This window comes from Kitasatospora sp. YST-16, from assembly GCF_026802215.1.
Taxonomy (GTDB): domain Bacteria; phylum Actinomycetota; class Actinomycetes; order Streptomycetales; family Streptomycetaceae; genus Kitasatospora; species Kitasatospora cineracea.
Genome location: NZ_CP113837.1, coordinates 4,373,353 through 4,385,763, shown reverse-complemented (window position 1 = coordinate 4,385,763; position 12,411 = coordinate 4,373,353). Strand labels below are relative to the sequence as shown.

The 12,411-nt window shown below is 71.1% G+C and carries 11 protein-coding genes and 1 pseudogene; 3 read left to right on the top strand and 9 right to left on the bottom strand.

What is annotated here, in order from left to right:
* Nucleotides 1–18 precede the first annotated feature (18 nt).
* Entirely contained in the window at nt 19–957 is a 939-nt protein-coding gene (locus OU787_RS20180) for a hypothetical protein (RefSeq protein ID WP_268660212.1), read from the top strand.
* 19 nt (nt 958–976) lie between these two features.
* On the opposite strand, the gene OU787_RS20175 is transcribed toward OU787_RS20180, so the two are convergent.
* The 6 genes and pseudogenes from OU787_RS20175 to OU787_RS20150 form a co-directional block, all read right to left on the bottom strand.
* Complete coding sequence (locus OU787_RS20175; RefSeq protein WP_268660211.1) at nt 977–1,828, bottom strand: GNAT family N-acetyltransferase; 852 nt, start codon at nt 1,826–1,828, stop codon at nt 977–979.
* Between the two features lie 54 nt (nt 1,829–1,882).
* On the bottom strand, nt 1,883–3,919 hold the full coding sequence (locus OU787_RS20170; RefSeq protein WP_268660210.1) for a thioredoxin domain-containing protein: 2,037 nt from the start codon (nt 3,917–3,919) through the stop codon (nt 1,883–1,885).
* 702 nt (nt 3,920–4,621) lie between these two features.
* Nucleotides 4,622–8,068, bottom strand: a complete 3,447-nt coding sequence (locus OU787_RS20165) for an AAA domain-containing protein (RefSeq protein WP_157852505.1) — start codon at nt 8,066–8,068, stop codon at nt 4,622–4,624.
* Nucleotides 8,069–8,632: 564 nt separating this feature from the next.
* Nucleotides 8,633–8,884: a hypothetical protein gene (locus OU787_RS20160; RefSeq protein WP_030462777.1), complete on the bottom strand. Its 252-nt coding sequence runs from the start codon at nt 8,882–8,884 to the stop codon at nt 8,633–8,635.
* Nucleotides 8,881–9,234, bottom strand: a complete 354-nt coding sequence (locus OU787_RS20155; protein WP_030462776.1) for a hypothetical protein — start codon at nt 9,232–9,234, stop codon at nt 8,881–8,883. The genes OU787_RS20160 and OU787_RS20155 overlap by 4 nt, the downstream gene beginning before the upstream one ends.
* Before the next feature lie 169 nt (nt 9,235–9,403).
* A pseudogene (locus tag OU787_RS20150) lies at nt 9,404–9,560 on the bottom strand (DUF255 domain-containing protein); the annotation flags it as partial.
* A gap of 320 nt (nt 9,561–9,880) precedes the next feature.
* Between OU787_RS20150 and OU787_RS20145 the strand changes: the two are divergent.
* Nucleotides 9,881–10,447 carry a Uma2 family endonuclease gene (locus OU787_RS20145; RefSeq protein WP_030462775.1) on the top strand — a complete coding sequence of 189 codons (567 nt, stop codon included), beginning with the start codon at nt 9,881–9,883 and terminating at the stop codon, nt 10,445–10,447.
* A gap of 94 nt (nt 10,448–10,541) precedes the next feature.
* Here the strand turns inward: OU787_RS20145 and OU787_RS34830 are convergent, their stop codons facing one another.
* The 3 genes from OU787_RS34830 to mca are packed head-to-tail and all read right to left on the bottom strand — an operon-like array spanning nt 10,542 to nt 11,764.
* A complete protein-coding gene (locus OU787_RS34830; RefSeq protein ID WP_369795010.1) occupies nt 10,542–10,646 on the bottom strand; it encodes a DUF255 domain-containing protein in 105 nt (34 codons plus the stop codon).
* Nucleotides 10,643–10,834, bottom strand: a complete 192-nt coding sequence (locus OU787_RS20140; protein ID WP_030462774.1) for a hypothetical protein — start codon at nt 10,832–10,834, stop codon at nt 10,643–10,645. The genes OU787_RS34830 and OU787_RS20140 overlap by 4 nt, the downstream gene beginning before the upstream one ends.
* 60 nt (nt 10,835–10,894) lie before the next feature.
* The gene (gene mca / locus OU787_RS20135) at nt 10,895–11,764 is read right to left on the bottom strand and encodes a mycothiol conjugate amidase Mca (protein WP_268660209.1); all 870 of its coding nucleotides are present in this window, start codon (nt 11,762–11,764) and stop codon (nt 10,895–10,897) included.
* Between the two features lie 157 nt (nt 11,765–11,921).
* Between mca and OU787_RS20130 the strand changes: the two genes are divergently transcribed.
* Nucleotides 11,922–12,347, top strand: a complete 426-nt coding sequence (locus OU787_RS20130; protein ID WP_030462772.1) for a DUF4307 domain-containing protein — start codon at nt 11,922–11,924, stop codon at nt 12,345–12,347.
* The last annotated feature ends 64 nt before the right edge of the window (nt 12,348–12,411 follow it).

The window sequence follows — 12,411 nt, the reverse complement described above, 5'->3', positions numbered from 1 at the left end:
TCGATCGAGGAGGTGGCCATGCAGCAGCCGACCGCACCGTCCGACCTGGCCCTCGCCCTGCGCACCGGGCCGTTCCACCTCGCGCTGCGGGCCGCGATCGCCGCCCGCGGGCTGGCTCTGCACCGGCTGCGCGAACGGCTCGCACAGCGCGGCGTGCGGGTCGGGGTGACCAGCCTCAGCTACTGGCAGCAGGGGCTGCGGCGGCCCGAGCGGGCCGAGTCGCTGCGCGCCGTCGCGGTGCTGGAGGAGCTGCTGGACCTGCCCGAACACTCGCTGACCCGGCTGCTCGGCCCCCGCCGCAGCGTCCCCGACCCCGCGCCGGCCGGCCCGGCGGTCCGCCCCTACCGGGACCTGATCAGCCCCGCCGAGGCCGTCGACGGGCTGCTCGCCGTCCTGTCCGGACCGCCCGACACCGGCCTGCACACCATCACCCACATCGAGCGGATCCGGGTCGGCGCGGACCGGCAGCTGCTGCGCCGCGACTCCCAGCACGTGCTGCGCGCGCACCGCGACGGCATCGACCGCTACCTGGCCATCTACCAGGGCGACCCGGGCTGCGACATCGAACGCGTCCGGGTCCGGGCCGAGGAGAACTGCCGGCCCGGCCGGATCCGCCGCGACCCCGCCGCCAACCTGCTGGTCGCCGAGCTCCTCCTCGACCGCCGCCTGCGCACCGGCGACACCCACCTGCTGGGCTACGGCTTCGACGAGGCCCCGTCGGCCGGGCCCAGCCACGAGTACGTCCGCGGCTTCAACGCGGGCGCCGGCCAGTACGTCCTGCAGGTCACCTTCTCCGCCGCCGCCCTCCCGGTCCGCTGCGACCGCTTCACCCTGCGCACCCCCGGCCAGTCCCCGCTGGAGACCGAGGAGTTGACCCTCGACGGCCACCACTGCGCCCACCTGGTCGCCGCCGACCTGCCGCCCTGCCTGCTCGGCCTGCGCTGGGACTGGGAGTAGCGCGCCGCGGTCCTCCGGTTCAGCGGAAGACGACGTTCGCCGCGTCGCCGACCGGGACGTAGCCGATGCGCTGGTAGATCGCGTTGCTGGTGGGGTTGGCGAGGTCGGTGTAGAGCAGCACCTCGGCCGCGCCGCCGGCCCGGGCGCGGGCGGAGGCCGCCGCCGTCAGGGCGCTCGCGTAGCCGTGGCCGCGGTGCTCGGGCGGGGTGTAGACGGGGCCGATCCGGGACATGCCGGCGACGGCCGGGCTCGCTCCGGCCAGGGCGGTGGTGCGGCCGTCGCCGGCCTCCCAGAGCAGCAGGGTGCCGGCGGCGATCCGCTGGTCGGCGTCGGCCCGCACGTCGCCGGGGGCGCTGATCCCGGCCTCGGTGCAGAACGCGGCGAGCCAGTGCGCGACCAGCTCCCGGTCCGCGGGCGCGGCGGGGCGGGGGCGCCCGGCGGGCGGGGCCGGCGGCGGGGTCAACTCGCCGAGCCGGTACAGCCGTTCGTCGGAGGCGACGGCCCAGTCGAGGCCGGTGCGCCGGGCCCATTCGGCGGCGAAGGCGAACACCGTCTCCCGGCCGCCGCCCGCGTCCTCGGGCCGCTGCGGCCGGTCGGCGAGCGCCCGGGCGAGCTCCTCGGCGGCGGCGGTGCCCATCCGGCCGAGGCGCTGCCCGTACGGCGGGGTGCGCAGGGTGGCGCCGGTGACGGTGCCGTCCGGTTCGCACCACCAGCCGTACTCGGGCGGCGTTTCGCCGTAGGCCCGCGGTCCGTCCCGGTCGATGCGGTCGAGGATGGTGAGCAGCACGGTGTTCTCGACGGGATCGGCCGCGAGGAAGGCCCCGGCTGCGGTGCGGAACGCGTCCAGTGACGTGGTGAGTGTCCAGCCCATGGCCGCATCCTCCCCCGCCGCGGCCGTCCGTGACCAGCGGGTTTTTCCGGTCCGCTACTTCCCCCGCAGGCGGGCGGCGAGTTCGGCGGCGTCCGCCGTGGGGCGCTCGCAGGCGAAGTGCCGGCACACGTACGCGGCGGGCCGGCCGTCCAGCAGCGGCCGGTCGGCGAGCAGCGGCACCTCGGTGTCGCCGGGTTCGCCGACGGCGACGGCCGCGCCGGGCGCGGTGGAGCGCAGCGCGGCCAGGTGCAGCGCGGTCCGGTCCGGGTCGCCGGCCGGGCCGACCACGGCGACCTCGCGGGGCCCGTCGAGCAACGCCTCGGCGACGGCCAGGCCCCAGCCGGTGAACCGGGGGGCGCGGGTGCCGAGGGTGGAGACGATGCCCAACGCCCGTTCGGCGGCGGTGCGGTGGCGCGCCGAGCCGGTGTACGCGGCGTACGTGAGCAGGGCGCCGGCGGCGGCGGTCCAACCGGACGGGGTGGCGTTGTCGGTGGGGTCCTGCGGGCGGCGGATCAACTGCTCGGCGTCGTCGGCGGTGTCGTACAGCGCGCCGGACGCCTCGTCGGTGAAGTGCAGCAGCACCAGGTCGAGGAGCTCCCCGGCCAGTTGCAGCCAGGAGCTCTCCCCGGTGACGGCGTACAGCGCGAGGAAGCCCTCGGCGGTGTCCGCGTAGTCCTCCAGCACGCCCGCGTTGGCGCCCGCCCGCCCGTCCCGGGAGGTGCGCAGCAGCCGCCCCTCGGCCGTGAGGTGGACGGCGATCAGCAGGTCGGCGGCGCGCTCGGCGGCCTCGACCAGGTCGGGGCGCTCCAGCAGCGCGCCGGCCTCGGCGAGCGCGGCGATCGCCAGGCCGTTCCAGGCCGCCACCACCTTGTCGTCCCGCGCGGGGGCCGGGCGCCCGGCCCGCGCCTCGAACAGCTTCGCCCGGATCTCCCGGTACTTCTCCTCGTCCTGCGGGTCCTCGACCAGCCGCAGCACCGAACTGCCGTGCTCGAACGTCCCGGTGACGTCGAACAGCCCGACCGCCACGGCGGCGTCCGCCGCCCCCAGCACCTGCTCCAGCTGTTCGGGCGTCCAGGCGTAGTACGCGCCCTCGGCGTTCTTCCCGCTCGCCGCGTCCAGCGAGTCGGCGTCCAGCGCGGAGGCGAACCCGCCCTCGGGGGTGCGCAGTTCGCGCAGCAGGAAGTCGGCGGTCTCCAGCGCGACCCGGCGCGCCCGCTCCTCGCCGGTGGCCCGCCACAGGTGCAGGTACACCCGCAGCAGCAGCGCGTTGTCGTAGAGCATCTTCTCGAAGTGCGGCACCGTCCAGGTCGCGTCCACCGCGTACCGGGCGAAGCCGCCGCCCAGCTGGTCGTAGATCCCGCCGCGCGCCATCGCCTCGCAGGTGCGCTCCACCATCTGCAGCGCCGCCTCGGACCCGGTCCGCGCGTGGTGCCGCAGCAGGAACTCCAGCACCATCGACGGCGGGAACTTCGGCGCCCCGCCGAACCCGCCCCGCCGCTCGTCGAACGACCGCGTCAACTCCACGACCGCCCCGTGCAGTTCACCCTCCCCCGGCAGCTCCGCCACCCCGCTGCCCACCGCGTACACCGAGGCCCGCTCCGCCAGGCCCCGCCCGATCCGCGCCGCGACCTCCGCCACCTCCTCGCGCCGCCCCGTCCACGCCTTGTCCACCCCCTCCAGCACCTGCCGGAACGAGGGCATCCCGTGCCGCGGCTCCGGCGGGAAGTACGTCCCGAAGTAGAACGGCTCCTTCCCCGGCGTCAGGAACACCGTCATCGGCCACCCGCCCTGCCCCGTGGCCGCCTGCACCGCCTCCATGTACACCGCGTCGACGTCCGGCCGCTCCTCCCGGTCGACCTTCACCGCCACGAACCGCTCGTTCAGGAACCCCGCCGTCACCTCGTCCTCGAACGACTCGTGCGCCATCACGTGACACCAGTGGCAGGCGGCATAACCGACACTCAGCAGCACCGGCACCCCCCGCCGCTCCGCCTCCGCGAACGCCTCGGGGCCCCACTCCCACCAGTCGACGGGGTTCTCGGCGTGCTGCTGCAGGTACGGGGACGTGGCATCGGCCAGGCGGTTCACCATGCGGACAAGTATCCAACGACCTGGCGTCGTGCGAAGCCCCTCCGTCGAGGATCTGCCCCCTCCCGACCTGCGCCGACGCTTCGCAGCAGCACAGTCTCAGGGCATCGATCGGCTCTCCGGCACTGCCGGATCGCTCCCCGGGCCAAGCAGGCACCGGCCGCAGCCTGTCAGTGCCATGAGGCCGTCAGGTAGTCCGCTCTGCGCACCGGCCGGGGCTGGGCAATCGGCCCACCCGGTCACATCGCGACCGCTTCATGGCCACTGTCCTGGCCCAAGTGCGCGCCCTGACAGGAGCGCTCGTGAGCTCAGGTCAGCCAGAGTCTTCCGAACAGCCATAGTGTGCAGTGAAGGTGCGCCCGACCAAAATCACGAGGACGGACGTCAAGGACTTCCGTTTCCATGTCTCTTGCTCGCACTCAAGAGAACCCCGCTCTGGTCTTCACCACAGAGCCCCCGAGGAAGCTCTCAAGGCCATGGTGGAGGAACGGGTCGGTCCGACCGGCATCGTTGCGGTCGGTTACTCCCCTGATGGCACGCCTCGGATCGACCGTCCGGGCGATGCCGACCCCGGGGCCTCCCGATGAGAGGCTTCTTCTCGAAGCCCGAAGAGAGAAGGCCGTCGGCCGACAGACGACGGGAACCACGGCCCCGAACGACGTGTCCGGAAACGGAGCCCCCCGAGGGCGAGCACGAGCCTGACGGCTACAGCGACGGCTGCTTTCCGAGGTACCCGGCCTCCTCCGGGCGCAGAGCCTTGCGTCTGTCGCAGCCGACGGTGCCGGTGGTGCCGTCGGGTTTGGTCACGGCCATGCGGGTGGGACAGGCCCAGACGAAGTAGCGCTGGGCCGGGTGGTTGGTCGTATGCGGTGACCTTGCGGGGCGCTGCTTGGACGGGATCGTGTACTTGCGCAGCTCGGCCTGGTCTCCGTGGTCGGGGCAGACGGGCGGGTGGAGCAAGAATTCGGCGTCCTCGTGATCGAGGATGTGGCGGGCGAAGCGGCGCCCCCGGAACGGGACCATGATCTCGCGGCGCCCCTGCCCGCCGGGCGCATGGGACAAGGTGTTGAGGCTGCCGAGGAAACAGAGTTGCTCGTCGATCACCAGGATCTTCTGGTGCATGTCCTTGATCTCCACCACCGTGTCGGCCACCGCCTTGAGTTCCGGCAGTCGGCGGGCGGCGTCGGCCGCGGTGTCCGGCTTCGCCAGCTGGCCCTGCAGCAGGCTGTCGCTCTCATTGGTGACGAAGAGGTGGATCCGCACACCGCGGCGGCGCGCGTCGTGCAGGTGCGGGAGTACCTCCCACATGCGCTTGGTGTACCAGGGCGACCAGAGCCAAATGCTGTGGCGGGCCTGGTCAATGGCGTCAAGGGCATCGGGGTAGTAAGTGTCCTCGTCGTGGATGGCGGTGTACCGGACATGACCTTCGAAGGCCCGCCAGATCTCCTGTTGCAGCGAGTTCAACCCCGGCGACTCAGCAGCCGGCAGGCCGAGGAGCTGATCGGAGCGGACTCCGCGCACCAGTGCCTCGGGCTCCGCTCTCGCCATGTCCCGTAGCTGGGCCAGGACCGTCCCGTTCTCCGCCCTTGCGACGGCGTCCCAGGCCGCGAGCACGTAGACACGCTGACGAGCCCGCGTCGCACCCACGTTGAAGAGCCTGGCACCGTCCCTCGGGTACGACCGCGCGTCCTTGAAGTCGCCGACAGCTGCCCATCCCGCAAGCACACCGTCCTCCACCAGATCCAGGACGACCACGTCGAACTCCCGGCCCTGGAACCGGTGCGCGGTGCCCACCTCCACCTCGGGGCTCCGGAAGAGGCGGCCCTGGTCGTGGAGCCAGTCGTGCGTCACCTGGGCCTGCAGTTTGTACGGCGTGACGATGCCGACGCTCTCGCCCTCATCGTGGTGGCGCTCGGCCAGTGCGGTGGCCAGCAGGCTGCCGGCCACCCACCAGCGGCCCTTCTCACCCGGCACCCGCCTCACGGAAGCGATTCCGTCGTCTTCCTCACCGAGCCCGTCGGTCGTGACCAGGACGATCTCCGGATCGAGACCCCGGTCCCGCACCGGGCGGGCCGACCTGAGCATGCCGCCGTAGACGATCCGGTTGACCAGATCGGTGGTGTCGGGTCCGAACCGGTGCGTGGTGAGCAGCGCCGCGCAGCCAGGGTGCGCCAATGCGTCGGCGGGCGTGCGGATGCCCACCAGCTCGAAGCAGTCCGTACGAATCCACCGCTCCAGCTCCGGCTGCTTCGGCACGCGCTTGGGCATGACCGGGCCGAGCTGGCAGAAATCGCCGAACAGGACGACGGTCTCCCGGGCCTTGGCGACCGCGACGATCAGTTCGGGCAACAGCGCGGCCCCGGCCTCGTCGACCAGGACAACGTCATAAGGCCCTTCGGCCACGGTCCGGTTGAGCCGCAGCCGGGCGAGCGTGGTGGCGACCACGTTCGCCCTGCGGATCAGCTCGGGTTCGGCTTGGGAGCGTCGGCGTGCCAGCTCCCGCACGAGCCGCTCGTGCTCGCGCTCCAGCTCGCCTTGCCTGGCCAGCAGTCCGGCGCAGGAGGCCTGCAGTTCCCGAAGCCGGACAGTCAGCCGGGGAAGGCCGGCGTTGTCGGAGACGGCCACCAGATCGGCGTCCCCGGGCTGAGGGTGGTGATCCTGCTGGGCCGCACGCAGTCGGTGTCCGGCGGTCTGCGCCGTCTGCCGGGCGAGGGCGAAATCTTGGTCCACCTTGGCCTGGTCGGCGGCGGTCGAATCGATCAATGCCAGTTGCAGGCGCAGCGCGGTGTCATCGACGGGGTGGGCTGCCGCCCGTGCCTGAGCGATGTGGCGGCGCAGCACGTCGTGGTGGGCGGCGTAGGTCCCGGCGGCTTGGACGACCTGCTGGTGGAGGGCGTCACGGCGTCGGCCCTGCTCGGCTCGTTCGCGCTGGATCTCGCCACGTCGCCGTCTGGTCCGCAAGCGACTTCGTCCGTCGAGTTCGCGTTGCTCCGTGTCCAGAGCGGCAAGAGCGGCCTCGGCGTCGAGCAGGGCCGCCCTCAATTGCCGCTGGCTCTGCTCGCCCTTCCCGATCTCGGCCCGCCACTTCGCCACCTGTTCCAGCAGAGCCCGCTGAGGTGCCCAACTTTCCCAGCGCGTCAGCGCCTCCCGGTGATCGACGGCAGCCCGCTCACTCCGGGATCGGGCGCCGGCCTCGCCCATTTCGGCCGCCTCCAGTTCGGTGGCGAGGCGCTCCACCAGGCGGCCGTGGGCAAGGCGTCCCTTTGCCCGCTCGTACGTGTCGGGATCAAAACCGGCGAGTCGGGCCTCCGCATCGCGCAGTTCGGTCAGCTCGGGTTCGCCGGCCAGGGCGGCGAGTTGCTCGGTGACGTCTTCCACCGCTCGCTCGGCTTCTGCCACCTTGGCGCGCACCAGCAGGGGTAGCGAGACTCGCGGGTCCTCGGCCACGTGGCGGAGCGCGGGAGAACCGACTCGGACCATCAGGCCAGGTGGCAGCGAGGAGCGGTCCTTGAGCACCCCCTCCAATGCGTTGTCCACCGCCACGTTGGTGCCGGAGACCAGCAGAACCCGTTTGCCCCGCAGAGCCAGGTCGCTCAACGCCCGGGTCAGCACAGTCGTCTTACCGGTCCCAGGTGGCCCCCAGACCAACCGCAGGCCTGGCGAAGTGCAGGCCAGGTACGCCTGTGCCTGACCGTCCTTCAACACACCGTCGCAGGCCGAGGCATCCGACGGTGCGACCGCGTCGATCCGGCCCCCGACCAGTCGCTCCGTGAGTCCGTTGACCGGCAGGGTCGCCAACGCTTCCCGCAGCGAGCGCACCAGGAAGTCGAGCGGTCGCCGCACCGCCCACAGCGACATTCCGCTCCGGGGCGCGTGGGTCGCCACCTGAAGTCGCACCCGCTCCGACTCGACCCGCCAGCCGAGTACGGTGAAGGACCGCCCCCGCTGATCGTCGGGCCCGGCCCCGGTGGCCAGCCGCATGTCCTGGAGGTCGTCGGGGTCGATCCGGCTCGCATAGGTGGGCAGTCCGTACCAGCCGTCCTCCAGATAGTGGACGTCCCCGACCTTCGTGTGCCTGGGAGACTCCGCACGGCCACCGGAACGGCCCTCACCAGCCAGCACCTGGTCCACGGCCTGGACCAACTGCTCCATCCACTGCGCCAATGTCCCCCCACCTGGACACGACAACGCCACGTGCGCAAATCATCCCACGCCGGTCACTCCACGTGTGCGCTTGTTATACAAATCACCGCACCCACTGCGACGAGGGGCGAGGAAGGGCGCGATCAGCAGTGCGGCCAGAAAATGCCCTGTCCCCTACCTCTGATCGACCGCCGCTGGGCTACGGGCACACGGCCCTCAGCGACGTGGATCCAGCCGCCGTACATGGCCCGGTCGAGGACCTTTTCGAAAACATGCCAATCTGCCTGATGCCCACACGCGTCACACCGGTTCGGATGGAAGCTGCGACCTCGCTGCCATGCCGGCCGGTCCCTCAGCTGTCCACGGAGACCGATCTCGCTGCCGGACGCCGACAGGATGGTGCGAGCCGTCTCAACGGCTTCGGGAAAGTCCGTGGTCGTGAATTCGTCGCCGCCCGGCTGGTGGGAAGGTAGCAGCGCGAATACCCACCGGAACGAGAATGAGCACCGCTCACAGGGTGCGTCGTAGGCCAATACCTCCACTCGCAGCAGCACAGACGGGTGTCCTTACGACCTATAGGTACGTGACCTGGACGATGTAGATCTGCTCGTGTCGTACGACGGTCAGGTACTCGAACATGCCGCCGGGGACGTCGGCTGTCTTGCTCTTGGGGTTCTCACCCCGGTACGAGGTCCCGTCGAGGTAGAGGACTTCCGCAGCTCGAACCAGCTCGTCAGCCTTCCTCTCGACTTCGGCGACGAAGGCCGGCGGCGCTCCGCCGATCACGTATTCCTCACTGGGGAGGTACTCCCAGGACCACGTCATTCGCCCAGTACCTGGTAAGCGGCTCGGATGATCTCGGCAGCGGTGAGAGCATGACGCCGGGAGTCATCAGGATCCTCCGCCACTTGCATGAGGTACTCGGCCCTGCGGAGCTTGGAGGCTGTCACTGGATGCCGTTCGATCTCAACCACGACAGCCCACCGCAGAAGGAACCCCCGGAGAGGATCGAGGGTGTCGGAGTCGATGGCCTTGGTGATCGCTTCAGCCTGCTCGGTCTGCATCTCCAACAGACGGTCCGGGGCCACGACGGCAAGGGCAGCCTTGAGGGCGGTGATGGTCCGCTCCGGGCGCGGGATCAGCTCTTCGGCGCGGTGCTCCGGCTGTGCGGTCACGTCTCCTCCGTGCAGGTAGGCCGATACCACGCTACAACGCGGCAGGCCCGCTGATCCGCCGATTCGGTGACACGACGGCCTCCGCCTTCCAGGCCATCACCATTCATGTCCGTCTCAGTACTGTTCGACAACGCTCCAGGTCAGAACTGCCGGTTGTCTTCAGCTACTGGCACCAGTGACACGCCGCGTACCCCACGCTCAACAACACCGGCACCCCTGCCGCTCCGCCTCCGCGAACGCCTCGGGCCCCGCTCCCACCAGTCGACGGGGTTCTCGACGCGCTGCTGCAGGTACGGGGAGGTCGCGTGGGCCAGCCGGTTCGCCATGGCGGCGGCATCCCAGCCGACCGCTCCCGGGCGAGGGCGCCCCTCCCGCACGCCGGCCTTCCGTCAGAGCAGGGGTCCGCTGCGGGCCGTCCTCCTGCATCGACCTGAGTGCTGGAGGGTTCCGTGCTCCGTGGTGTCGTGATCGCCTTCCCGTCGATACGCCGAAAAGGCCGCGTACCCCGCGGGGAACTCGGTGCGCATGGCCGCGTCGACGCGCTGCCACGGGTGGGCCGTCCGATCCGTGGAGCGGATCCAAGGGCCGCAGAACAGTACGCTGAGCCCAGCAGCACCGGGCCCGTCGAGCCAGAGGAGGTACGCCGATGGCCGCCGAGATGGTCACTCCCGAGTGGATGCACCACCAGATCACCGCTGACGAGTACGACTCCTGGTCCGAGGAGCAGTGCACGGGTATCGAGATCGTGGACGGGATGGTCGTCGTGAGCCCGAGTGCGTCCAAGCGGCACAACCGCTTGGCCCGGATCCTGGCGAACGCCCTGGATGCGGCCGCCGGTCCGGACTGGAACGCCGACACGGACTTCGATGTCCGGTTGCAGGACGTGCCGCTCACCAACCGGCGACCCGACGTCGCGGTCTACCGAGCTGAGACCATCGACATCACACCTACCCGCCCGGAGCACGTCCTCCTGGTCGTCGAGGTCGTATTACCGGGCTCGGAGACCACGGACCGCATCGTGAAGGCGGATCAGTACGCCCAGGCCGGCATCGCCTTCTACTGGCGGATCGAGCAGACCGCCAACGGCGTCCCCATCGTCTACACCTACCTCCTCGACCCCGCGAGCCGGTCCTACCGCGACGCGGACGTGTTCACGGGCACGGTCAGGGCAACCGCTCCGTTCGCGGTCGAGGTCGACCTCAGCGAGATCTGACCCGCCCTCCGAGCGCATGACCGGTCAGCCTCGGGCGAGGCGGCAGCCGGTCTTCAGCTCAGGCGACGACATCCCGAGCCGCTCACCGTACGTGTCAATGCCGGCACCCCCGCAGCTCCGCCTCCGCGAACGCCTCGGGCCCCCACTCCCACCAGTCGACGGGGTTCCCGGCGTGCTGCTGGAGGTACCGGGAGGTCAGTCGTCCTTCGGGTCCGGTTGCTCGGTGAAGTCGATCTTCTTGAAGCGGGCGTTCATGGACTTGAGGAGGAACCAGGTGGCGATGCCGAGGGCGGCGAAGACGACGAAGCCGAGGAGGCCGGGGGTGACCTTGGTTTCGTCGAGGGCCAGGGCGGTGGCGAGCTGGGTGGGGTTCACGGGGGTGCTCATTCCTCCATGGTGACCCGGCCTTAAGGCGGCCGGGTCACCGGGGGGTGGTACGGGGTGGGGTTACTTGCGGAGGCCGGCGAAGAGGTCGGTCTCGGGGAGGTCGGTGTCGACCAGGGACTTGGCGAGTTCGTAGTCCTCGGTGGGCCAGACCTCGCGCTGGACGTCGAGCGGGACGCGGAACCAGGGCCCGTCGGGGTCGATCTGGGTGGCGTGGGCGATCAGGGCCTTGTCGCGGATCTCGAAGAAGTCCCCGCACTCGACCCGGGTGGTGATCTCCCGCTCGGCGCGGCCGGACTTCTCCCAGCCCTCGATCCACTCGCCGTAGGGGGACTCGTGGCCGTTGGCGCTGAGGTAGGCGTGCAGGGCGCGGATCCGGCCCATCGGGAAGCCGTGGTTGTAGTAGAGCTTGGAGGGCTGCCAGGGCTCGCCCGCCTCGGGGTAGGCCGCCGGGTCCCCGGCGGCGTCGAAGGCGGCCATGGTGATCTTGTGGGTCATGATGTGGTCGGGGTGCGGGTAGCCGCCGTTCTCGTCGTACGTGGTGATCACGTGCGGGCGGAACTCGCGGATCAGCTTGACCAGGGCCCCGGCCGCGACCTCCACCTCCTCGAGGGCGAAGCAGCCCTCGGGCAGCGGGGGCAGCGGGTCGCCCTCGGGCAGGCCCGAGTCGACGTAGCCGAGCCAGGCCTGCTGGACGCCGAGGATCTCCCGGGCGGCGTCCATCTCCTTGCGGCGGACCTCGTGGATGTTCTCCTCGACCCACGGGTCGCCCTGGAGCTTGGGGTTGAGGATCGAGCCGCGCTCTCCCCCGGTGCACGTGGCGACCAGGACCTCCACCCCCTGTGACACGTACATCGCCATGGTGGCGGCGCCCTTGCTGGACTCGTCGTCCGGGTGCGCGTGCACCGCCATCAAACGCAACTGCTCGCTCAACGCCTGGTCCCCTTCAGGTACAGGTATGTCCGGTTCGTCGGGCCGGCTCCCCCGCCGCCTCTGGCGCGGACGTGCCCCTCCTATAGTGACGGACTGAAGGGCCGGTCCATTCCCACCGAAGGACGAACGCCCCTCAGCGAAAGGACCGAGCCCCGCCATGGACCACAGCCCTACGCCCCGGACCCCGGCCGCCCCGCCGGCCGGCCGCTACAGCCGGACCGACGACCGGGCCGCCGACCGCAAGCTGCGGATCGCCGCGGTGGTCTGCGGCGTGCTGTTCCTCGGGCTGATCGCCTGGCTGGGCGGCTCGTACCTGCTGCGGGAGACCAAGCTGAACGGGACGGTGCCGACCTTCCAGGCGGTGTCGGACACTGAGCTGCAGCTGCAGCTCTCGGTGCGCAAGAGCGACGGCACCGCGGGCGTCTGCACGGTCCGCTCGCAGGGCGCGGACGGCGCGGTGGTCGGCCAGTCGGACTTCCAGGTCCCGGCGGCGGGCAGCAGCTACGTCGAGGTGGTGACGCTGCGCACCACCGCCCGCGGCACCACGGCGGAGCTGCTCGGCTGCACCCCCGGCAAGAAGTAGCACCGCCTCCGGCAGGAAGTAGCGCCGCCCGCGACGAGAAGCAGCGCCGCCCCCAGCGAGGAGC

What these genes read in the sequence shown, in the direction of transcription:
- OU787_RS20140 (WP_030462774.1), bottom strand. Translation starts at nt 10,834, where the DNA reads ATGAGCACCCCCGTGAACCCCACCCAGCTCGCCACCGCCCTGGCCCTC.
- OU787_RS20145 (WP_030462775.1), top strand. Translation starts at nt 9,881, where the DNA reads ATGGCCGCCGAGATGGTCACTCCCGAGTGGATGCACCACCAGATCACC.
- OU787_RS20170 (WP_268660210.1), bottom strand. Translation starts at nt 3,919, where the DNA reads ATGGTGAACCGCCTGGCCGATGCCACGTCCCCGTACCTGCAGCAGCAC.
- OU787_RS20165 (WP_157852505.1), bottom strand. Translation starts at nt 8,068, where the DNA reads ATGGAGCAGTTGGTCCAGGCCGTGGACCAGGTGCTGGCTGGTGAGGGC.
- OU787_RS20160 (WP_030462777.1), bottom strand. Translation starts at nt 8,884, where the DNA reads ATGACGTGGTCCTGGGAGTACCTCCCCAGTGAGGAATACGTGATCGGC.
- OU787_RS20175 (WP_268660211.1), bottom strand. Translation starts at nt 1,828, where the DNA reads ATGGGCTGGACACTCACCACGTCACTGGACGCGTTCCGCACCGCAGCC.
- OU787_RS20130 (WP_030462772.1), top strand. Translation starts at nt 11,922, where the DNA reads ATGGACCACAGCCCTACGCCCCGGACCCCGGCCGCCCCGCCGGCCGGC.
- OU787_RS20180 (WP_268660212.1), top strand. Translation starts at nt 19, where the DNA reads ATGCAGCAGCCGACCGCACCGTCCGACCTGGCCCTCGCCCTGCGCACC.